Raw genomic sequence first — 22,091 nt, 5'->3', positions numbered from 1 at the left:
CTTCAAAATCGCCGCCGATCGGATGATCCGCAACGGGTTTGAAACGTCTCCCCTATTCGGCCTGCGCCGTCTTGCGACGAATCAGGCCAGGAGCAGGCCCCGTTCTGCCCCTTGATCAGTTCATAAACCATTCCTTCATGCGCGTGAGCAGGCTCTTGAAATTGCCCGTCTGCGCGGCAACCTTGCGGCCCCGCACCCGTTGCATACGCGCTTCTTGCAACAACCCCATCACTGTCGAGAAACGCGGATTACGCATCACATCAGACAGGCTGCCTTCGTACTCGGGCATCGCCACGCGCACGGGCTTGAGGAATACGTCTTCGGCCAACTCGATCATGCCGGGCATCTGAGCGGAACCGCCCGTCAGCACCACCCCTGAGGCCAGCAAGTCCTCGTAGCCCGATTCGCGGACCACTTGCTGCACCAGGGTGAACAGTTCTTCGACTCGCGGTTCGATCACCGCGCCCAATGCCTGGCGCTTGACTTGGCGTGGGCCACGATCGCCCAGCCCGGGTACTTCTACTGACTCGTCCGCGCGCGCCAGCACCTGCTTGGCCACGCCATAGCGCAGCTTGATTTCTTCGGCATCCGGTGTGGGCGTGCGCAGCATGGCGGCGATGTCATTGGTGATCTGGTCGCCCGCAATAGGCACGACCGCCGTGTGCCGAATAGCGCCACCGGTATAGATCGCCACATCGGTCGTGCCACCGCCGATATCCACCAAGACGACACCGAGCTCCTTTTCGTCTGCCGTCAGGCACGACAGGCTGGATGCCAGCGGTTGCAGGATCAGGTCTTGCACCTCGAGGCCACAGCGGCGCACGCATTTGACGATGTTCTGCGCCGCGCTCACGGCCCCCGTGACGATATGCACGCGCACTTCCAGGCGCAGTCCACTCATGCCAATGGGTTCGCGAATGTCTTCCTGGCCATCGACGATGAACTCCTGGGTCAACACGTGCAGGACTTGTTGATCTGTCGGGATATTCACCGCCTTGGCCGTCTCGATCACGCGCGCCACGTCGGTCGCGGTAACCTCCTTGTCCTTGACTGCCACCATGCCGCTGGAGTTGAAGCTGCGGATATGGCTGCCCGCGATGCCGGTATAGACGTCGCGGATTTTGCAATCTGCCATCAGCTCCGCCTCTTCGAGCGCGCGCTGAATGGAGTTGACGGTGGTTTCGATGTTGACGACCACGCCTTTGCGCATGCCGCGCGATTCGTGCTGCCCGAGGCCGAGCACTTCGAAACGCCCCTCCGGCAGGATTTCGGCGACCACGGCAACCACTTTGCTGGTGCCGATATCGAGGGCGACGATGAGGTCCTTGATGTCACGGGTCATGGCGTTAACGCTTTCTTGAAGATGTGGATGAAGATTTCGATTGCCCTTCTGGCAGCGGTGCCAGAGCCAAGGCAAATCCGTTGGGATAACGCAGGTCGGCCTGGGTCACACTGCGGCCTTCCAGCCGGCTGACGACGGCCGGCCAAGCTTGTACAAACCGTTGAATACGCGCGGCGAACGGCAAGGCGCCAGGCACGCCGTGCGGATCGGGAGCGTCCGCTCCCGGATCGCGCCCCAAGTCCAGCACGAGATCGTTCGAGAGCGTGGCCTTCCAGGCATAGCGAGGGCTGAGATTCAGTTCGCGCACCTGCAAATCCAGCGGTGCAAACCAGCGAGCCAACTCGGCGTAGCGCTGCACGACCAACCCTTCCGTACCCTCCGGACCGGAGAACTGCGGCAGCACCATATCGTCGTCCAGCTCGCCCGTGTTGGCCGTGAACGCCTCGCCCCAGGTGTTGATCATCTGGTTTTCGTTCCACAAAGCCAGCGGCTGCTCTTCTTCGAGCTGCACGCGTAGTGTCCCGGGCCAGATACGCCGGATCGACGCACGCCGCACCCAGGGCACCGACTCGAACACTTCGCGGGCTTCGTTGAGGTCCACTGTGAAGAAATTCCCGTCGAAACGATTGGCGATCACCGCGCGCACGGATTCGGGCGACACGTAGTGCAACTCGGTATCGGGCGCGGGCACCAACTCGATGCTCGACAGCAAAAAATACGGACGATGCGCCATCCACACCAGGCCTGCGATGAGAATAGCCACCACGGCCAGCACGGCTAGCGTGTTGGCTATCAGGTTGGTGGTGCGAGCGTCGTTCCACACGGATGATTCCGATCCAGTTGCTATTAAGAGTTACGCGGAGGGCTGTGCACCTTGCACGCAGCCCCGGATAAAATGGACACACACAATTCGGCATAGCTCATTCCGACCGCCTTGGCCGCCATCGGCACCAGCGAATGGCTGGTCATGCCCGGCGAGGTATTGGCCTCGAGCAACCACGGCTGATTGTTGGCATCCAGCATGAAATCAATTCGACCCCAGCCCGCGCAGTCCAGCGCGCGATAGGCCCGCACGGCGATATCGGTGATCTGGTTCGAGACGTCTTCGGGCAGCGCTGCCGGGCAAAAATACTGGGTATCGTTAGAGATGTACTTGTGCTCGTAGTCGTAGTTGCCGTCGGGCGCCACGATTTCGATGACCGGCAGCGCGCGCGCCGCACGCCCCTCGCCCAGCACCGCGACAGTCAGTTCGCGACCGGCGATAAATTGCTCGGCCAACACTTCGTCATCAAAAATCGATGCCTGCGCATAGCCTTCCTTCATGTCGGAATAGCCGATTACCTTGGCCACACCAACCGTGGAACCCTCATGCGGCGGCTTCAAGATCAAGGGCAATCCCAGCCGATCAGGCACGGTGCGCAACTCGGACTGCGCATCCAGCAACTCAAAATCCGGCGTGGGCAATCCATGCTGCAACCAAACGCGTTTGGTCATGGTCTTGTCCATGGCCAGGCTCGACGCCATGGGACCGCTCCCTGTATAGGGCAAGCCCAGCAACTCCAACGCCCCCTGCAAGGTGCCGTCCTCACCATAGCGGCCATGCAGCGCGATGAAGACGCGATCAAAACCTGCCTGGGCCAAGTCGGCCAGCGAGCGCTCACCGGTATCGAACAAATGGGCATCCACACCCATCGTCAACAATGCCTGGTGCACGCCATTGCCGGACTGTATCGACACTTCGCGTTCCGCTGAACGGCCGCCATACAACACGCCGACCTTGCCAAAGGCCTTCACATCGGGGAGAGGTTGCTGTGTCGTCTGGTTCATACAAGTTCTCCTACTTGACCTGGCACTTTGCTGATCGAACCGGCTCCCATCACAACGACGACATCACCGTCACGTACGAAATTCAAAATCGCTTGCGGTAGCTCGGTCACGTCTTCGACAAAGAGCGGCTCGACACGGCCCGCCACACGTAGGGCCCGGGCCAATGCACGCCCGTCCGCGGCGACCAATGGGGATTCGCCCGCGGCATAGACCTCGGTCAACAGCACCGCATCGGCGTTGCCCAGCACGCGAACGAAATCTTCGAAACAGTCGCGTGTGCGGGTATAGCGGTGCGGCTGAAACGCCAGCACGATACGGCGCTGCGGCCACGCCCCGCGAGCCGCGTCCAATGTGGCGGCCATTTCGACGGGATGGTGACCGTAGTCGTCGATCAACGTAAATGTGCCGCCGCCGTGAACCGCCGGCACCGCAAAGTCGCCGGTTTGCGTAAATCGACGTCCGACGCCGGTAAACGAGGCCAGCGCCTGGCAAATCGCATCGTCGGAGACACCCAGTTCCGTGGCGATGGCCACTGTCGCCAAGGCATTGCGCACATTGTGCAGCCCGGGCAAATTCAACTCCACATCCAGCGACGGCAACGTGCTATCACGATCTTTGCGCTGCACCGTAAAGCGCATACGGGTGCCATCGGCCTGCACGTTTTCACCACGCACCTGCGCGTCGGCACTCAACCCGTAGGTAGTAATCGGGCGCGACACGAACGGCATGATCTCGCGCACGTTGGCATCATCGGCGCACAGCACAGCGCTGCCATAGAAGGGTAGACGCTGCGTGAACTCGATAAAAGCACTCTTGAGTCGTGCCACATCGTGACCGTAGGTATCCATATGGTCAGCATCGATGTTGGTCACCACCGCCATCACCGGCAGCAGATTCAGAAACGAAGCATCTGACTCATCGGCCTCGACCACGATGTATTCGCCCTGACCCAGCCGGGCGTTCGCCCCCGCCGAATTCAGGCGACCGCCGATCACGAAGGTCGGGTCCAGATCGCCGGCTGCCAACACGCTGGCGATCAGACTGGTGGTCGTGGTCTTGCCGTGGGTGCCGGCGACGGCGATGCCGCGCTTTAAGCGCATCAACTCTGCCAGCATGATGGCGCGCGGCACGACAGGGATACCGGCGGCGCGAGCGGCGATCACCTCGGGATTGTCCCCGGCCACGGCGGTGGACGTCACAATGGCGTCAGCGCCGACCACGTTCGAGGCCGTATGGCCGATCGCGACGTTGGCGCCTTGCGTGGCAAGCCGCCGGGTCACGGCGGTCTCACTCAAGTCGGATCCGCTGATGGTATAGCCCAGGTTCAGCAGGACCTCGGCGATGCCGCTCATGCCTGAACCGCCGATACCGACGAAATGAATATGCTGGATTCTGTGTTTCATGTTGAGCGCCTCGCTGCTTGTACGCAGACATCGGCGATATCTGTCGCGGCTTGCGGACGCGCGTGTTGATGCGCGCGCTCTGCCACGGACTGGAGGTCAGGACGCGTGCGCTGGCCCAGCCAATCGGCCAGCCATTCAGGCGTGAATTCGGTTTGGGGGCACAACCAAGCGGCCTGCTCATCGCTCAAAAAGCGGGCATTGGCCGTCTGGTGATCATCGATGGCGTGCGGGAAAGGCACGAACAACGCGGCCACGCCAGCAGCGGCAACTTCGGCCACCGTCATCGCACCGGCCCGGCAGACCAACACGTCGGCCTGTGCCATCGCGGCCGACATGTCATCAATAAAATCGCGACAATCCGCTGGTACTCCGGCCTCGGCATAGGCCTGGCGCAGCGCTTGTAGATGCTGCTCACCGGATTGGTGGGTAATCTGCGGACGCGTCTCGGGCGCCATCAGCGCCAGCGCACGTGGCAACACGGTATTCAGCGCTTGCGCGCCCAGACTGCCGCCTACGACCAGGATACGCAACGGCCCGCTGCGTTCGCCATAGCGAACGGCTGGCTTAGGCAAATCACACAAATCAAGGCGCACGGGATTGCCCAGGACCTCGGCTCTGGGCAACACACCAGGAAAACCGCTCAGCACACGCCGCGCGCGCTTGGCCAACCAACGGTTGGCTGTACCCGCCACCGCATTTTGCTCGTGCACGACCAAGGGCATGCCGCGCAATGTCGCCATCATGCCCCCCGGAAAGGCCACATAACCGCCCATCCCCAGCACCACATCGGGTCGGACTTGCGACAGGCGCTGCCAGGCTTGCACGCAGGCGCGCGCCAACAGGAATGGCAGTTTCAATAACGCCGCCACCCCACGCCCTCGCACCCCCTGGAAGTGCATAGGCACCAATTCAATGCCGCGCTGGGGCACCAATCGGCCTTCCATTTTGTCGGGATTGCCCAACCAGAGCACGCGCCAGCCGCGTTCACGCAGCACCTGCGCCACGGCCAGCCCTGGCATGATGTGCCCGCCGGTGCCGCCCGCCATGATCAGAATGGTCGGCGTCGTCATGCGCGCCCCCCTCTCATCATGATGCGATTCTCGATATCCACGCGCAACAGAATGGCCAACGCGCAAAGATTCATCACGATGCCCGAACCGCCGTAGCTCATCAACGGCAGTGTCAGCCCTTTGGTCGGCAGCAATCCCAGACAAACGCCCATATTGATAAATGCCTGCACACCAATCCAGATCGCGACACCCTGCGCCACCAGACCAGCGAAGGTGCGTTCCATCGCGATAGCCTGCCGGCCAATGTCGAAACCCCGATAAATAATGACGGCGAAAAGTCCCAGCACCAGTAACACGCCGGCAAAACCAAGTTCCTCGCCAACGACTGCCATCAGAAAATCAGTGTGTGCTTCGGGCAAGTAATGCAGTTTTTCGACGCTGGCGCCCAAGCCCACGCCCAACCATTCGCCACGGCCCAGTGCGATCAGAGAGTGCGACAACTGATAGGCGCTGCCATAGGCATTGGCGTCGTCCCATGGATCCAGATAGGCGAACAAGCGCGCACGCCGCCACGGTGACAACCAGATCAGTGCCAGGAAGGTTCCCATCAACACGCCGAGCAGGCTGCTGAAGTACTTGCCGTTAATACCGCCGACAAACAGAATGCCCATCGCGATCGCAACGATCACGATGAACGCGCCCAGGTCGGGCTCAAGCAGCAACAACATCCCGACCCCGCCCAGGGCGAACGCCATCGGCAAAAAGCCGCGCGAGAACGACTGCATGTACTCCTGCTTGCGTACGGCGTAATCCGCCGCATACAACAGAGCGGCAAGTTTCATCAACTCCGATGGCTGGAAACTCAGCGGTCCAAACGGAATCCAGCGATGTGCGCCATTAACCTCTCGGCCGATACCGGGAATGAGCACGGCCAGCAAGAGTGCTAATGCCACCATAAAAATGGGCACAGCCATCCGTTGCCAGAAGCGCATGGGCAACGAAATCGCCACCGCGCCCGCCATCAAGCCGGCGACCAGGAAAAGCGCATGGCGGATGACAAAATAGTAACTACCATACGAGGCATAGCGCGGACCGTCGGCCAGTGCGATCGAGGCCGAATAGACCATCAGCAGGCCAAGTAGCAACAAGGTCACGGCCGCCAACACCAGCGGCGCATCGTAGTTGCGCATGCGGGTACGCCCCGGGCGAACGGCGTTGACACTGGTCGTGAGATCGGCGAAGAGACTCATGTCACACCTCTCCTTGATCACGCGCGAGGTCCTCGACCTCTTCGACGAACACCACACCACGGTGGGGGTAATTGCGGAACATGTCCATGCTGGCGCACGCCGGCGACAACAGTACGGCGTCGCCCGGCTCGGCCAACTCGGCGCCACGCCGAACCGCCTCACGCATATCATGTGCGGCCACGCAGGGCACACCAGTTTCGGCTAGTACTCGACCAATTTCGGGACCATCGGTGCCGATCAGCACCACCGCCCGCGCGTAACGTGCGACCACCGGCACCAAGGGCGAGAAATCCTGACCCTTGCCCAGGCCACCCGCGATCAACACGACCGGTTGGCCTAGGCCTTCCAGCGCGGCGACCGTAGCACCGACATTGGTGCCTTTGCTGTCGTTGATGTAATCCACTGCGCCAATGCTGCGAACAAATGCCGCGCGGTGCGGCTCGCCCGCGTAGTCCTGCAGAGCACGCAGCATGGGGCCCCAGCCGATATTCAGCATACGCGCCAACTGCAAGGCGGCCAGTGCATTCAAGCCATTGTGCAGACCCCGAATCCGCAAAGCATCCAAAGGCATCAGTCGACTCATGCGTCCGGTTTCGCGCTGCGGCGGCGGCGCATTTTTCTTGCGCTTGACCGGTGGGGCCTGATCGTCGAAACCCGTCGATTCGCAAGCGACCAGCCATGCCATGCCCTGACCCAGGTCGACGCCCATGTCGCCGACCAACTCAGGCAGGTCACGACCAAAACTGCGTACGTTCATATCCGGCAGGGCATCCACCATCGCGACAACCCGCGGATCGTCGCGATTTACGATGCAAACTCGAGCCTGCTTGAATAAGCGTGCCTTGGCCTGCGCGTAGGCCTCCATGTCACCGTGCCAGTCCAGGTGATCTTGCGTCACGTTCAGCACCACCGCCGCATCGAGCGCCAGGCTATGCGTGGTTTCCAGCTGAAAACTGGACAGCTCCAGGACCCACACCTGAGGCAGATCATCGGCATCCAGCGCGTCGATCAAGGCGGTCAGGGCCGCCGGACTGATGTTGCCCGCGGCCCGCGCGCTAAAGCCTCCAGCCTCGACCAGTTGCCGCGCCATCACCGTCACCGTGGTCTTGCCGTTGGTGCCCGTCACCCCAAAGACGTGCGGACGGTATTCCCGCGACACCGCTAAATCCGCCAGCGCCCGGGCAAACAATTCGATTTCACCCACCACTTCGATACCGCGTTCGGCGGCCAGGTGCAACAACGCCTGTGCGGGCGCGTCGATGGGAGACAGTCCGGGGCTGAGTACGAGCTGCGACACGCCATCCAGCAGTGCAGGATCAAACGCATCGCCGCAACCAAGACGGTAATCGACGTCGATCCCATCGGCCTCCAACGCGGTACGCAGCCCAGCCAGGCCACCCGGCTCGACGCGAGTATCAGCCACCCGCAACGCCGCTCCCTGCCGAGCGCACCAGCGAGCCGCAGCCACGCCCGTCTCGCCCAATCCGAGGATCAGGACGAGCGGTGCATCAGCACGGAGGGTTTCGGAACTCGTCATCGCAATTTCAAGGTGGAAAGGCCGATCAGCACCAGCATCATGCTGATAATCCAGAACCGCACGACGACTTGGGTTTCTTTCCAGCCGCCGACTTCAAAATGGTGGTGTAGGGGTGCCATCCGGAAAATCCGCCGCCCCTGCCCGTATTTGCGTTTGGTGTACTTGAACCAGGTCACCTGCATCATCACGGACAGTGTTTCGACAACGAACACGCCCCCCATGATGAAGAGCACGATTTCCTGACGGACGATCACGGCGATCGTGCCCAGCGCGCCGCCCAAAGCCAGCGCCCCGACGTCGCCCATGAATACTTGCGCCGGATACGCGTTGAACCACAAGAACGCCAACCCGGCCCCCGCGATCGCCGCGCACAGCACCATCAACTCGGCAGCGCCGGGAATATACGGAAACAGCAGATACTTGGAATAGTCGACCCGACCCACCACGTAGGCAAAAATGCCCAGTGCGCTGCCCACCATCACGGTGGGCATGATCGCCAGGCCATCCAGTCCGTCGGTCAGGTTCACCGCATTGCTCGTGCCCACAATCACGGCCCAGGTCAGTGCCACAAAACCCACCACCCCCAGCGGATAGCTCACGGATTTAAAGAACGGGACGATCAGGTCGGCCCGCGTCGGCAGAGGCATGCTGAAACCGCTGCCGACCCACTCCTTGAACAAGGGCCACAACTCGGTGTTGGCGGGCGCTGAAACAGCAAAGGCCAGGTACACGGCAGCCACCAACCCAATGGTGGCTTGCCAAAAGAATTTCTGCCGGGCGGGCATGCCTTCGGGATCGCGATGAACGACTTTGCGATAGTCATCCATCCAGCCGATCCAGCCAAAGCCGAAGGTCACCATCAACACCACCCAAACAAAGCGGTTGGTCCAGTCGGCCCACATCAAGGTGCTGATAGCGATAGAAATCAGAATGAGCGCTCCACCCATCGTCGGCGTACCGTTTTTCACCAGGTGCGATTCCGGACCGTAAGCGCGCACGGCCTGACCGATCTTCAGTTCGGTCAGCTTGCGGATCACGCGCGGTCCCGCCACCAGGCCAATGAGCAAGGCCGTCGCGCATGCCAGCACGGCGCGCATGGTGATGTACTCCAGAACGCCAATGGCGCTCACATCGTCAGACAACCAGCGGGCGATCTCAAGCAGCATGAGAATCTCCCTGGCGTTCGGCCGTCGTATTGTTATTGTTAGTAGACAGCTCTTTCACCACCCGCTCCATGCGCATAAAGCGCGATCCTTTTACTAATACACTCGCCGCACGCATGCGATGCAGCGCCGCCACAATCTCGTCTACCGATTCGCACGCCAGGGCTCCGTCTCCGAAGGCTGCTACGGCATCGCGGCAGGCTTGGCCCAGCGTGTAGAGCGCTTCGATACCATGCTCGCGCGCATAGGCGCCAACCTCGCGATGCATTTCGGGGCCGTTGTCACCCACTTCGCCCATGTCGCCCAACACCAGGACGCGCGGGCCGGGCAGTTGCGACAACACGTCGACGGCCACACGCACCGAATCTGGATTCGCGTTATAGGTATCGTCGATCAATATCGTCCCGTCGGCCAATACGTTGCGCTGCATACGTCCGGCCACAGCGCTGAATGACGCCAGTGCGCGGACGGCGGCAGCCAACGATGCCCCGGCGGCCAGCGTCGCGGCGATAGACGCCAGGGCATTTCGGACGTTGTGCAGACCCGGAACCGGCAGCATCAGGTCCACGCTACCGGCGGGCGTCACCACATGGCACGCGGTGCCCTGCTCGGTCGCCGTGATGCGTTCAGCATAGACATCGAGCCCAGGCTGCAAACCAAAGCGCAACACGCGTCGCGCACCGGCCTGGGCCTCCCAGACACCGCAATGCGGATCATCACCGGGGAATACTGCGACACCATCCTCGGGCAATGCCTCGATCACGGCGCCGTTTTCTTGAGCGACCGCCTCGACCGAATGCATGAACTCCTGGTGTTCGCGTTGCGCATTGGTGATCAATGCCACCGACGGCGCGGCCATCACGGCCAGCACCGCGATTTCTCCCGGATGATTCATCCCTAACTCGAACACGGCGGCGCGATGTTGCGCGCGCAGGCGCAGCAAGGTCAGCGGCACGCCGATATCGTTATTAAAGTTGCCAGCCGTCGCCAGCCGACCCGCCTCGCCCTGCCAATCGGCCAGGATCGCGGAAATCATTTCTTTTGTGGTGGTCTTGCCGTTGCTGCCCGCAACACCAATCACGGGCAACGAAAACTGTGCCCGCCATGCCGCACCAATCCGCATCAGGGCTAGACGGGTATCGCCCAGTACCAGTTGCGGCGGCGACATTCCCGGGACCGGGTGAGCCACGACGGCCGCGCACGCGCCGCCTTGCTGAGCCTGCAACAAGTAATCATGACCGTCGAACTGCTCACCGACTAGCGCCAGAAAAATTTCATTCGCGCCGACACGCCGGGTATCCGTCGACAAGGCCGCGACATGGGGCAAGAGCAAGGCAAGTTTTGCCCATTCACGATCATCAAAAGGCTGTTTGGCGCCGGCGACTTCCTGATAGGTTTCGTGCCCCTTGCCCGCCAGCAAGATGACATCATCGGGCTCGGCCGCCCAGATCGTGTGCATGATCGCCCCGGCGCGATCGACTTCGACCGTCAGGCGGGCACCACGCGGGATGCCAGGCAGAATCTGCGCAATGATGGCGTCGGGATCTTCGCCGCGCGGGTTGTCGCTAGAGACCGTAATTTTGTCGGCCAGGTCCGCGGCAACGCGCCCCATCTCCGGTCGTTTGCCCGAGTCGCGCTCGCCGCCGCAACCAAACAAGCACACCAGGCGTCCGCCTCGCGCATCCGCCATCGGGCGCAATGCGGTCAAGGCACGCGCCAGCGAGTCCGGCGTATGGGAATAATCCACCACGACCAATGGCCCGCGTCCAGCCGTCACGGCATTCGTCAAGGCCAGGGGCTCCACGACTTGCAGACGACCGTCCACTGGTCGCGTCGCAGCCAACGCGCGAGCAATCTGGGACAAAGGCCAACCGAGCTTGGACAGCACGCCGGCCACCAACAGCAGATTCGATACGTTATGACGGCCCAGAAGCGAGGTCACGATCTGTGCCCCGCCTGCGGGCGAGAGCAAGGTAAAGACTTGTCCGTGCGAGGTGGCCTGCAAATCCTGCACCCGGAAAGCCGCCGGCGTATCCTGCTGGGTATAGCCCAGCGCGAGCGTGTCGGGCAATGACTGCAGGAGTCGCTCGCCCGCCGCATCGTCGGCATTGATAATGGCGGCGGCCAGACCGGGCCACTGGAACAAGCGGGCCTTGGCTCGCTCATATTGCTCCATCGAGCCGTGATAATCCAGATGATCGCGCGTCAGGTTCGTGAATCCCGCCACCTCGATACGGACACCATCCAGGCGGCCTTGCTCCAGACCGATCGACGAGGCTTCGAGTGCCACTGCCTGGGCGCCCGCCTGGTGCATGAGCGCCAGCACGCGGTGCACCGTCAATACATCAGGTGTCGTCAGGCTGCCGCCCAGGGAACGGCCATCCGGCAACAACGCACCGAGCGTGCCGATACTGCCGCAGGGCTTTCCGGCATCGGTCAGCGCCTGCGAAATCCATTGCACGCAAGACGTCTTGCCGTTGGTACCCGTAATGGCCACCACGCTCAGGGCCGCCGACGGCTGCCCGTACCAGTCGTCAGCCAGCTCGCCCAGCAACCCTCGCAACGCCGGCACTGCCAGCACTCGAGCGTCTTCTTGGAACTCGGCCGGAACGGGTGTTTCGCACAGCACGGCCGAAGCGCCCTGCGTGATCGCTTGGCCAATGTAACGTCGGCCATCCGTCGAACCGCCCGGGCACGCCACAAATACATCGCCGGTGACGATCTCACGCGAATCCAGTCGCAAGTCGGCGCCCATCGTGGCCTGCTCACGCAACCAGCGCAAGGCCTCGACGGCCTCAGCGGACAAAGGACGCGTCGTATTCATTGCGCCCCCTCCCGTACACCCGCCACAATCGTCGACTCGAAGGGTGCATCCGGCTGCACGCCCATCAGGCGCAGGCTACCCCCCACAATGGTGGAGAAAATCGGTGCGGCGACCGCACCACCGTAGTACCCCCCCGCCGTGGGTTCGTCAATCGACACTGCGACCACAATACGCGGATCCGAAACGGGCGCAAACCCGACATACGAGCTCCGGTAGCGCTTGGTGCTGTACTTGCCATCGACGATCTTGCGCGCAGTACCGCTCTTGCCGGCAACCCGATAGCCCTGCACCTGGGCAGCCTTCGTGCCTTCGGGACCGGCGGCGGCTTCGAGCATGCCGCGAACCAGTTGCGCCACTTGCGGGCTATAGACCTTGACGCTGGTCGGATCGCTATCGCGTTTGATCAGGGTCGGTGCCACCATGTCGCCATTGCGGGCAAAGACGGTGTACGCACGCGCAACCTGCAACAGCGAAACTGACAGACCATAGCCATAAGCCATCGTGGCCTTTTCAATCAGACGCCACCGATCCCAGGGACGCAGGCGGCCAGGCGCCGCGCCTGGGAAACCCAGTTGCGGTGCACGGCCCAAGCCCAGTTCGGTAAAGCGTTCCCACATCTCGCGGGCTTGCAGCTTTTCGGCGATCATGGTCATGCCAATATTGCTGGACCGGCGCAATACCCCCGCCACATTCAGTGTGCCGTTGCGGCTCACGTCATGGATGGTGTTGCCCTGGTAGCGAAATGACCCATTACCCGTCTGAAACTGAGTATTGGTATTGATGCGCCCCAAATCCAGTGCCAACGCGGCGGTGAAGGGCTTCATGATCGAACCCGGCTCAAACGTATCGGTAATCGCGCGATTACGCAGATTGGGCGGGTGAAACGTCTCGCGACGATTCGGATCGAACGTCGGCAGGCTGCTCAAGGCCAGGATCTCGCCTGTACGCACGTCCATGATGATGGCGCTGGCCGCAGCGGCCTTGTGACGCACCACCGCCTCGCTCAACTCGCGGTACAACAGATACTGCAAGCGCGCATCGATAGACAAGCTGAGGTCACGGCCGTTGACCGGCTCGGTCACGGCCTGCACATCCTCAATCACGCGCCCCAGACGATCCTTGATCACGCGACGGCTGCCCGGCGTACCTGAAAGCAGCTTGTCGAAAGTCAGCTCAACGCCCTCTTGGCCGGTGTCTTCGACGCTGGTGAAACCCAACAAATGTGCCGTGACCCCACCATCGGGGTAGTACCGACGGGATTCCGCTTGCTGATGAATGCCCGGGATCTCGAGCTTCTTGATCTGCTCGGCGATATCCATCGGCACTTGGCGTTTCAGATAGACAAAATTGCGATCCACGTCGGCCAAGCGGGCACGCAGATCTGCGATCGACAAGCCCAGCAGCTCGGCGAGCTTCTTGAGCTGGTCGGCCGTCGCGGGCTTGGTGTCCTCGGGGATTGTCCAAATCGCGCGCGCCGGCACACTCGATGCCAGCACCACGCCATTACGGTCAAAAATCTTGCCACGCGTCGCGGCCAGCGTCAGGGTACGCTCGTAGCGACGCTCGCCCTGCTGCTGCAGAAATTCGGTAGAAAGCCCCTGTAAAAACAGGGCACGACCGGCCAGCACGACAAACGAGGCCAACAACAAGACCAACACGAGCCGCGCCCGCCAGGTCGGCAGTTGCCCACGCAAGACTGGGTTGTCGAAGAACGGCACGTGCCTCATTGGGCACCCCCGACAGCTGGAATCGGCGCCTGATGCAGGTACAGCGTGCGATCAGGCACGACGGGGATCATTTTCAGATCCTCGCGCGCCGCGTGGTCAATCCGTGCATTGCGCGCCAACTCGGCGCGCTCAAGCTGCAGGCGGCGCCAATCCGTATCCAGCGTGTTGGCCAAGGTGTTGCTGCGGTCTAACTCTATAAATAGCTGGCGAGAATGATAGCGGCTGGTCACCAGCGAAATCGCGGACAGCATCAACAGCATCGCAAAGAAGAGGCTCATGCGTGCCATCAGCGTGCCCTCCGCTTGCCACCGCGCCGGGCAGGCTGCGCTTCGCCCGGCACTCGCATGGCCGGCACAAAGCCCTCGGCACCATCCGCACCCAAAGGTGTGCTTGTACGCTCGGCCACCCGCAACACGGCCGAACGCGACCGCGCGTTGCCGGCGATCTCTTCGTCACTGGCCAGCACACGCCCTAACGAACGCATGAGGGGCCGAGGCATTTCGCTCTCGCGCAAAGGCAAACGCGCATGCGCGACGGCCGGCCTGGCCGCCGCCGCGATGCATTGTTTAACCATCCGATCTTCGAGCGAATGAAAGCTGATCACCGCCAACCTCCCCCCTGGGGCAAGCAGTCCTAAAGCTGACGCGAGGGCGCGCGCGAGCTCTTCGAGTTCCCGATTGATGTAAATCCGTAAAGCCTGAAAGGTGCGTGTGGCCGGATGTTGACCTTTTTCGCGCGTGCGGACGGCGCTGGCGACGCACTCGGCAAGCTCGAGCGTGGTGCACAGCGGCCGTGTTGCGCGGCGAGCAGCAATCGCCTTTGCAACCTGAAAAGCAAACCGTTCTTCGCCATAATCTGCTATGACCTCCCGCATCTCATCTATGCTGGCTTGCGCCAGCCATTCCGCTACCGTAGGGCCGCGGGTCGTATCCATTCGCATGTCGAGCGGGCCTTCGCGCATAAACGAAAAACCTCGTCCGGCATCATCCAATTGGGGCGAAGACACCCCAAGATCCAACATCACGCCATCGATTTTCTCGATACCGTGTCCTGCCAACGCGTCGCGCATGGTGGCAAAGCCGTCATGCACCACCGTCACCCGGCGATCGCGAGCGGCCAACTCAGTCGCTACCGCAATCGCCTGGGGATCCTTGTCGAACACCACCAGCCGGGCGTCAGGCCCCAGGCGGCTGAGCAGCTCGCGGCTATGTCCACCGCGCCCAAAGGTGCCATCGACAAACACGCCGCACTGTGCGCGCGCCTGAGCTTGCACCTCGACCAACTCGTCATCCGCCTGAGCCGACCGCGTCGCGCCCTTGCCGCCAAAATTGGCCTGCAATAACGCATCCACCGTCGGCGCCAGCAGCACGGGCCGATGTTCGAATTCCATACTCGGTTTCAGAACGAAAACTGGTTCAACACGTCCGGCATCCCCTGAGCAAGATCCTCCGCCTCGCGGCGGGCCAGGGAAGCGGCATCCCAGAGCTCGAAGTGCGCGCCCATACCGAGCAGCATCACATCGCGCGTCATACCGGAAGCGTTGCGCAGTTCAGGCGCAATGAGCACACGGCCGGAACCGTCGAGTTCGACGTCCTGGGCGTTGCCCAACAACAGCCGCTGCAGCGCGCGCGCCGACATGGGGAACGCAGCGATCTGCTCGCGCTTTTTTTCCCACTCTTGTCGCGGATACACCAACAGACAACCGTCAGGGTGGCGAGTCAGGGTCAACCGGCCTTCGGCCTGCGCAACGAGCGCGTCACGATGCCGGGTCGGAATCGAGATCCGTCCCTTCGCATCCAGCGTCAGCGCGTTGCTTCCTTGAAACACCACATTTACCCCACTTAATTGCACAAATTCCTACTTTTTCCCACTCTACGGTAATGGATTAACCCGGTCAAGCGCACGGTTGCAATTTTTTCAATCACAACAAGGACTTAGAGCACCTATCAGGAAAGCCAAAATAAAAACCCCCTGATAAATCAGGGGGTTGCAGTAACAACTAAAAGTCCTTCGTCAGGAGTGAGGCAAATAGAGCGCCCTTTCAATGTTTTACGTTCGGCCCTGCCTGAGCAGGACCGGCCACGCCGTCTGTATTCAGCTGCAAGACAGATCTATAGGCCGGATTCTGTACGCCGAGTCACCCCGGCGGGCAATCATTCCTCTGCGCGGATCATTGCTGAGCCGCTGTAGCCACCTACCCGCATGCTAGAGCGAGCCGCCCTTCAGGCCCGAAAGCCGTACGCATGCCTATTTGGTGTTGCTCCGGATAGAGGTTGCCGCGTTTCACCCTGCCGCGCCGCTCGCCGTTGCCGACGGACGCAATACGGAGATGGCCGTATCGGTGCATGCCGAAACATGCCCGCGCCGCAGACTCGTCTCTGTGGCCCTATTCCTCAACCGCTGACCGGACATAAGCCCGGGGCGGCCGGACGGCTGTTAGCCGCTACCCTGCCCTGTGGAGTCCGGACCTTCCTCGATGGATTTGCATCCACCGCGATTGCCCGATCTGCCTTGCGGGCGCCATTGTACGGCACAGGATCGGGATCGTCGCCGCCGCGACCTGCGACAATAGCGTCATCGCAGCAAATCTCCGCAATTTTGTAGACCCCATGGCCAACAACACTCTGATTACCCTGACGGACGTACAACTCGCGTACGGCCACCATCCGTTGCTGGACCACGCTGACTTCGTCATCCAAGAAGGCGAACGCATCGGACTGATCGGCCGCAACGGCGCCGGCAAAAGCTCACTGCTACGCTTGCTCGATGGTCGCAACGTCCCCGACGACGGTGATATCGCGCGCAACTCCGGCCTAACAGTCGCCACCGTCGAACAAGAGCCCGAGCTGGACGAGGACGCCACCGTATTCGAAGTCGTGCTCGACCGTGACGACGATCACGAAGACTGGCAGCGGCCATCACTTGTCCAATCTTTACTCGAACGCCTGGGCCTGCCCGGCGACGCACGCATCTCCGAGCTCTCGGGCGGTATGCGCAAGCGCGTGGCCTTGGCTCGCGCCCTGGCCAACGAGCCCGACTTGTTGTTGCTGGACGAGCCCACCAACCATCTCGACTTCAACGGTATTGCCTGGCTGGAAGACCTGCTGCGCAATTGGCGCGGCGCGGCCATCATCATCACCCATGACCGCCGCTTCCTGGACGCCATCACCACGCGTATTGTTGAACTCGATCGCGGCAAATTGCTGAGCTTTCCTGGGAATTTCTCCCAGTGGCAAGAACGCAAGGCGCAATGGCTCGAGTCCGAGCGCCTGGAAAACGCCCGCTTTGACAAACTGCTCGCCCAAGAAGAAGTCTGGATACGCAAAGGCGTCGAAGCCCGTCGTACCCGTAACGAAGGCCGGGTGCGCCGCCTCGAGCAACTGCGCGTAGATCGCGCAGAACGCCGTGACCGGCTGGGCAATGTCAGCCTGGCCATTGCCGAGGGAAAACGCTCGGGCAAGTTGGTCGCCGAGCTGGAAAACGTCTCAAAAGCCTTTGGCGAACGCGTCGTGATTCGCGAGTACAGCACGACACTGATGCGCGGTGATCGCATCGGCATCATTGGCCCCAACGGCGCCGGCAAAACAACGCTGCTGAAAATCATGCTGGGCGAACTGGCACCGGATTCAGGCACCGTCCGCATGGGGACCAACGTCTCCGTCGCCTACTTTGATCAGATGCGAGCGCAACTCGACGAGAACGCTACCCTGGTTGACATCATCAACCCTGGCAGCGAATGGATAGAAATCGGTGGCACCCGCAAACACGTGATGAGCTATCTGGGCGACTTCCTATTTTCGCCCGCACGTGCTGGGTCGCCAGTCAGCAGCCTGTCCGGCGGCGAACGCGCGCGTCTCTTGTTGGCCCGCCTGTTTGCGCGCCCCACCAATGTGCTGGTACTCGACGAGCCGACCAACGATCTCGACATCGAAACGCTGGAGTTATTGGAAGAGCTGTTGCAGGAATACACCGGTACCGTGCTGCTCGTCAGCCACGATCGCGCCTTTCTGAATAACGTCGTCACCCAGACCATTGCCAGCGAGGGCGACGGCCAGTGGCGCGACTACGTGGGGGGCTACGATGAGTGGGTCGCTCAACGCCCTGCCGCGCCTACCCCGTCATCCGAGGCAAACAAATCCGTGCGCCCCACCAATCCGTCGAGCGAATCCGCCGCCCTGGCCCCACCAGCCAAACCCGCGCGAGTCGCCAAGCTCAGTTCTTGGGAACAACGCGAATTGCAGGAGCTGCCCGATACGATCGCCACGATCGAAGCGCGCCAGGCTGCGCTCTCGGCACGACTGGCCGACGGCGCGCTATATCGCGACGCGCCTGATGAAGTCGAACGAATCAACGCCGAACTGGCGACGCTGGATACCCAGCTCGAAGAAAAATTCGCGCGCTGGGAATTACTGGAAGCGCGACGCGGCAACCCCTGATCGCGAAGCGGGNNACACTGCTGCTTGTCGCAAGCAGCAGTGTTGCCCCCCACCGATATTTACTCAGCGCGCCAGTCCAGCGACTCGCCAGCGGCCAAAGGCACAAGGGACGTGTCCCCAAATGGCACGTCGGCGGGAATCGTGTAGGACTCGCGGCGCAGCGTCAACGTATCGGTGTTGCGCGGCAAACCATAAAAAGCCGCCCCATGAAAACTGGCAAACCCCTCGAGGCGATCCAGACGCCCGGCGCGCTCGAAGGCCGTGGCGTATAGCTCCATGGCATGCAGCGCGCTGTAGCAACCCGCACAGCCACAGGCATGTTCCTTCAGGCCACGCGCATGAGGTGCGCTGTCCGTGCCCAGGAAAAAACGCGAGTTGCCGCTAGTCGCCGCATCCAGCAGCGCCTGGCGATGGATTTCACGCTTGAGGATCGGCAGACAATACCAATGCGGCCGAACCCCTCCCTGAAAAATCGCATTACGGTTGTACAGCAAATGTTGCGGTGTAATAGTCGCGGCGATCGGCCCTTCGGCATCGCGTACATATTCCGCACCGTCCTTGGTCGTGATGTGCTCGAACACTACCTTCAAGCCCGGGTACGCCTGGCGCAGAGGACGCATGACGCGGTCGATGAAGACGGCTTCGCGATCAAACACATCGATCTCGGGATCCGTGACCTCGCCATGCACCAACAAAGGCATGCCACAGCGCTCCAGCGCCTGCAACGCCGGCCCACACTTGCCCAGCAAATCCGTCACGCCCGCATCGGAATTGGTCGTCGCCCCGGCGGGATACAGCTTGACCGCATACACTTGGCCGGACTCGTGCGCGCGCACGATCTCGTCCGCCGAGGTGTTATCGGTCAGATACAACGTCATCAGCGGGGTAAAGAGAGGTAAGTCATCGTGTTGACGCAAAGCGTCTTCGATCCGCTGCCGATACGCCAACGCCTGCTCCGTGGTCGTCACCGGCGGGCGCAGATTCGGCATGATGATGGCGCGCGCGAATTGACGCGCCGTATGGCCCACCACCGCCTGAAGCGCCACGCCATCACGCAAGTGCAAATGCCAGTCATCCGGCCGGGTAATCGTAAGCTCAGTAATATTTTGATCAGACATGAGTGCAACCGGCCTAGTCAGCCAAAGGCATGCCGCGCTCGGCCAGGGCGCAAAACATGGCGCTACCTAGCGGAATCACAGCATCGTTAAAGTCGAAGTGGGAATTATGCAGCACGCAGCCAGATTCGGCGCCGCCCTGGCCCAACCGAAAATAGGCCCCCGGCCGTGTCTGCAACATGAAAGAAAAATCTTCGGAGCCCATTGACGGCACCAGATCGCGCACCACGTTTTCTCGGCCCACCATATCGGTCGCAATATCAGCGACCAAATTTGCATGTTGCGGCGTGTTCAGGGTGGCGGGATAAATGCGCTGATAATCCACCTGTGCCGTGGCTCCAAAGCCACCCGCCACCGCGGTGACCAGTTCGCGCATACGCGTCTCGACCATCTCTTGCACGGATTTGCGAAACGTACGAACCGTGCCGACCAGCCGGGCCTCGCGCGGAATCACACTCATCGCACCCGGATGACCCGCCTGCATCGAACCGATGGACAACACGGCGGAATCCAGCGGGTTCACATTGCGCGAAACGATGGTTTGCAGCGCCGTAATGACGTGCCCGGCGATCGTCACGGGATCAATGGTCTGATACGGATGCGCCCCATGCCCACCCCGGCCGGTGATAACAATTTCAAAACGATCTGCCGCCGCCATCATGGGGCCCGGATTAATGCCAATGGTGCCCGGCTTGAGGCCGGGCCAGTTGTGCAACGCATAAATCGCATCACACGGGAAAGTATCAAACAATCCGTCTTCCAGCATGGCCTTCGCGCCACCGCGGCCCTCTTCGGCCGGCTGAAAAATCAAGACGGCGGTTCCGTCAAAGTTACGCGTCTGCGCCAAATAGCGTGCCGCGCCGAGCAAAATCGTCGTGTGCCCGTCGTGACCACAACCATGCATCAGCCCGGATTTATTGGATTTGTACGAAAAATTGTTATCCTCGGTCATAGGCAACGCATCCATGTCGGCGCGCAGGCCGATCATGCGTCCGCTATCACAGCGTTTGCCGCGTATCACACCCACGACCCCGGTCTTGCCAATACCGCGATGAACCTCTATGCCCAAGGCCTCTAGCGAACCCGCCACAATGCCCGACGTACGCACCTCTTCGAAGCCCAATTCAGGATGCGCATGTAAATCTCGACGGATTGCCGTCAACTCGTCGTGGAATAGCCGTATAGAATCTAGTGCTGATCTTGCGTACATAAGACGTTACGCACCTTGTACATTAAGGGGGTCAAGTCCCTATTTTAGTTGCTACAGAGCATAAATGACTTTGTCTTTGAGAGAGAGACACGTTATGCTCCGCCCGCAGGACAATTTTTCTAACAGCCAGAGAAGGAGCGCCGCATGGCTACAACCTCCAAACCCGCGACCGCACGCAAGCCGAATGCGGCATTCATGAAGCCCCTGACCCCCAGTCCCGAACTGGCCGCTGTCATCGGTGCCGACGCAGTGCCGCGTACCGAGGTCACCAAAAAGATCTGGGAATACATCAAAAAGCATGATCTGCAAGATGCCAGCAACCGGCGCAACATCAATGCTGACGCCAAGCTGCGCCCGATTTTCGGCAAAGACCAGGTCACGATGTTCGAACTGACCAAGCTGGTCAACGTCCATCTGAAGTAAGCAGGAGCTGGGCACGTACGCCGTACGTCCCAACCCCTTCTTGCCCAATGGGCCGTTTTCCCGGCCCATACGCCCTGGGCTTGCTACGCTTGGCATGCATTTATCATGGCGTGCATTTATGGATGCGAGCCCAAATAAAAACGGCTGACGAAAGTCAGCCGTTTTTATTTTGTTTTTTATCCTGGATTTGTATTTACCCAGCCGCCCTGCCCACACCCAAGACTAGGAGGGGGTTTATCGCAGGCACACGGCCGCCCTGAGGCGACCGTAGCGCGCTTAGGCATACGGGGTAGGGGCAGCACCACTCAGGAGCGCCAGCCAGCCCTTAATAAGCCGGTAGAGCGTCCAAATCACGGTGGCAACAACACCTAGCCAGCCAATGAAAATCAGCGTGCCTATAGCGCTGATCGCCAGCCACAGCAAAGCCCACCAGAAGGTGCGCAACAGCCAATCAAAATGCGCGGCATACATGGTGCCCGCGGCGTCCGTGCGCTTGAGATACATCAGCACGACCGCTGCCAATGTCGCAATACCCAAGAACCCGCTGGTCACAAAACCCAATGCAAAAAGGCCATAGGCCACATGGGTCAGCGTACGCAGGTCCAGCGAAGTATTAGAGGACGAGATCTGGGGATCGCTCACAATAACCGCTCCATCGAATAGATTTAGCCAATCTTACCGCACAAAGACGCAAGATCGGGGATGGAGATAGCAGTGAGGTTTGAGCGCCACAGGGTGTGGGCGTTGGAGACCTCAGGCCACGAGACGGTGAGCACGGCGACTGCGTCCTGGCAACGGGCGGGGGTCGCGTGGGCCGGTAGGAT

The 22,091-nt window shown here is 61.2% G+C and carries 18 protein-coding genes and 1 other RNA gene; 2 read left to right on the top strand and 17 right to left on the bottom strand.

Annotated elements, in window-relative coordinates:
• Positions 1 to 115: 115 nt before the first annotated feature.
• The 14 genes from ftsA to rnpB form a co-directional block, all read right to left on the bottom strand.
• Positions 116 to 1,342 (bottom strand): cell division protein FtsA, encoded by a 1,227-nt coding sequence (ftsA, locus tag ACNAZS_RS12615; protein WP_415789705.1) that lies wholly within the window; start codon positions 1,340 to 1,342, stop codon positions 116 to 118.
• Between the two features lie 4 nt (positions 1,343 to 1,346).
• Positions 1,347 to 2,165, bottom strand: a complete 819-nt coding sequence (locus ACNAZS_RS12610; RefSeq protein WP_415789703.1) for a cell division protein FtsQ/DivIB — start codon at positions 2,163 to 2,165, stop codon at positions 1,347 to 1,349.
• Positions 2,166 to 2,188: 23 nt separating this feature from the next.
• Entirely contained in the window at positions 2,189 to 3,169 is a 981-nt protein-coding gene (locus ACNAZS_RS12605) for a D-alanine--D-alanine ligase (RefSeq protein ID WP_415789701.1), read from the bottom strand.
• The gene (gene murC, locus ACNAZS_RS12600; protein WP_415789699.1) at positions 3,166 to 4,572 is read right to left on the bottom strand and encodes a UDP-N-acetylmuramate--L-alanine ligase; all 1,407 of its coding nucleotides are present in this window, start codon (positions 4,570 to 4,572) and stop codon (positions 3,166 to 3,168) included. The genes ACNAZS_RS12605 and murC overlap by 4 nt, the downstream gene beginning before the upstream one ends.
• The gene (murG, locus tag ACNAZS_RS12595) at positions 4,569 to 5,642 is read right to left on the bottom strand and encodes an undecaprenyldiphospho-muramoylpentapeptide beta-N-acetylglucosaminyltransferase (protein ID WP_415789697.1); all 1,074 of its coding nucleotides are present in this window, start codon (positions 5,640 to 5,642) and stop codon (positions 4,569 to 4,571) included. The genes murC and murG overlap by 4 nt, the downstream gene beginning before the upstream one ends.
• Positions 5,639 to 6,832 (bottom strand): putative lipid II flippase FtsW, encoded by a 1,194-nt coding sequence (gene ftsW / locus ACNAZS_RS12590; RefSeq protein ID WP_415789695.1) that lies wholly within the window; start codon positions 6,830 to 6,832, stop codon positions 5,639 to 5,641. The genes murG and ftsW overlap by 4 nt, the downstream gene beginning before the upstream one ends.
• 1 nt (position 6,833) lies before the next feature.
• Positions 6,834 to 8,369, bottom strand: a complete 1,536-nt coding sequence (murD, locus tag ACNAZS_RS12585; RefSeq protein WP_415789693.1) for a UDP-N-acetylmuramoyl-L-alanine--D-glutamate ligase — start codon at positions 8,367 to 8,369, stop codon at positions 6,834 to 6,836.
• Positions 8,366 to 9,535, bottom strand: coding sequence for a phospho-N-acetylmuramoyl-pentapeptide-transferase (gene mraY, locus ACNAZS_RS12580; RefSeq protein WP_415789691.1), 1,170 nt, complete (start codon positions 9,533 to 9,535; stop codon positions 8,366 to 8,368). The genes murD and mraY overlap by 4 nt, the downstream gene beginning before the upstream one ends.
• Positions 9,525 to 12,356 (bottom strand): bifunctional UDP-N-acetylmuramoyl-L-alanyl-D-glutamate--2,6-diaminopimelate ligase MurE/UDP-N-acetylmuramoyl-tripeptide--D-alanyl-D-alanine ligase MurF, encoded by a 2,832-nt coding sequence (murF, locus tag ACNAZS_RS12575; protein WP_415789689.1) that lies wholly within the window; start codon positions 12,354 to 12,356, stop codon positions 9,525 to 9,527. Before murF ends, mraY begins: the two co-directional genes overlap by 11 nt.
• A complete protein-coding gene (locus tag ACNAZS_RS12570) occupies positions 12,353 to 14,083 on the bottom strand; it encodes a peptidoglycan D,D-transpeptidase FtsI family protein (RefSeq protein ID WP_415789686.1) in 1,731 nt (576 codons plus the stop codon). Before ACNAZS_RS12570 ends, murF begins: the two co-directional genes overlap by 4 nt.
• Complete coding sequence (gene ftsL / locus ACNAZS_RS12565) at positions 14,080 to 14,370, bottom strand: cell division protein FtsL (RefSeq protein WP_415789684.1); 291 nt, start codon at positions 14,368 to 14,370, stop codon at positions 14,080 to 14,082. Before ftsL ends, ACNAZS_RS12570 begins: the two co-directional genes overlap by 4 nt.
• On the bottom strand, positions 14,370 to 15,473 hold the full coding sequence (rsmH, locus tag ACNAZS_RS12560; RefSeq protein WP_415789682.1) for a 16S rRNA (cytosine(1402)-N(4))-methyltransferase RsmH: 1,104 nt from the start codon (positions 15,471 to 15,473) through the stop codon (positions 14,370 to 14,372). Before rsmH ends, ftsL begins: the two co-directional genes overlap by 1 nt.
• 8 nt (positions 15,474 to 15,481) lie before the next feature.
• On the bottom strand, positions 15,482 to 15,910 hold the full coding sequence (mraZ, locus tag ACNAZS_RS12555) for a division/cell wall cluster transcriptional repressor MraZ (protein WP_415789680.1): 429 nt from the start codon (positions 15,908 to 15,910) through the stop codon (positions 15,482 to 15,484).
• Positions 15,911 to 16,181: 271 nt separating this feature from the next.
• An RNA gene (gene rnpB, locus ACNAZS_RS12550) (RNase P RNA component class A) lies at positions 16,182 to 16,596 on the bottom strand.
• A gap of 96 nt (positions 16,597 to 16,692) precedes the next feature.
• Between rnpB and ACNAZS_RS12545 the strand changes: the two genes are divergently transcribed.
• The gene (locus tag ACNAZS_RS12545; RefSeq protein ID WP_415789678.1) at positions 16,693 to 18,519 is read left to right on the top strand and encodes an ATP-binding cassette domain-containing protein; all 1,827 of its coding nucleotides are present in this window, start codon (positions 16,693 to 16,695) and stop codon (positions 18,517 to 18,519) included.
• Between the two features lie 59 nt (positions 18,520 to 18,578).
• Here the strand turns inward: ACNAZS_RS12545 and pyrC are convergent, their stop codons facing one another.
• Together pyrC and ACNAZS_RS12535 are read right to left on the bottom strand one after the other, a co-directional pair.
• Entirely contained in the window at positions 18,579 to 19,637 is a 1,059-nt protein-coding gene (gene pyrC / locus ACNAZS_RS12540; protein WP_415789676.1) for a dihydroorotase, read from the bottom strand.
• A 13-nt stretch (positions 19,638 to 19,650) separates the two neighbouring features.
• Positions 19,651 to 20,844 (bottom strand): M20 aminoacylase family protein, encoded by a 1,194-nt coding sequence (locus ACNAZS_RS12535; RefSeq protein ID WP_415789674.1) that lies wholly within the window; start codon positions 20,842 to 20,844, stop codon positions 19,651 to 19,653.
• Positions 20,845 to 20,988: 144 nt separating this feature from the next.
• On the opposite strand from ACNAZS_RS12535, the gene ACNAZS_RS12530 reads away from it, so the two are divergent.
• Positions 20,989 to 21,267 (top strand): SWIB/MDM2 domain-containing protein, encoded by a 279-nt coding sequence (locus tag ACNAZS_RS12530; RefSeq protein WP_415789672.1) that lies wholly within the window; start codon positions 20,989 to 20,991, stop codon positions 21,265 to 21,267.
• A gap of 276 nt (positions 21,268 to 21,543) precedes the next feature.
• On the opposite strand, the gene ACNAZS_RS12525 is transcribed toward ACNAZS_RS12530, so the two are convergent.
• Positions 21,544 to 21,909: a DUF4870 family protein gene (locus tag ACNAZS_RS12525; protein ID WP_415789670.1), complete on the bottom strand. Its 366-nt coding sequence runs from the start codon at positions 21,907 to 21,909 to the stop codon at positions 21,544 to 21,546.
• Positions 21,910 to 22,091: the final 182 nt, after the last annotated feature.

It is taken from the genome of Bordetella tumulicola (assembly GCF_965138755.1).
Taxonomy (GTDB): domain Bacteria; phylum Pseudomonadota; class Gammaproteobacteria; order Burkholderiales; family Burkholderiaceae_B; genus Bordetella_A; species Bordetella_A tumulicola.
This window is presented reverse-complemented; position numbering and strand designations above follow the sequence as displayed.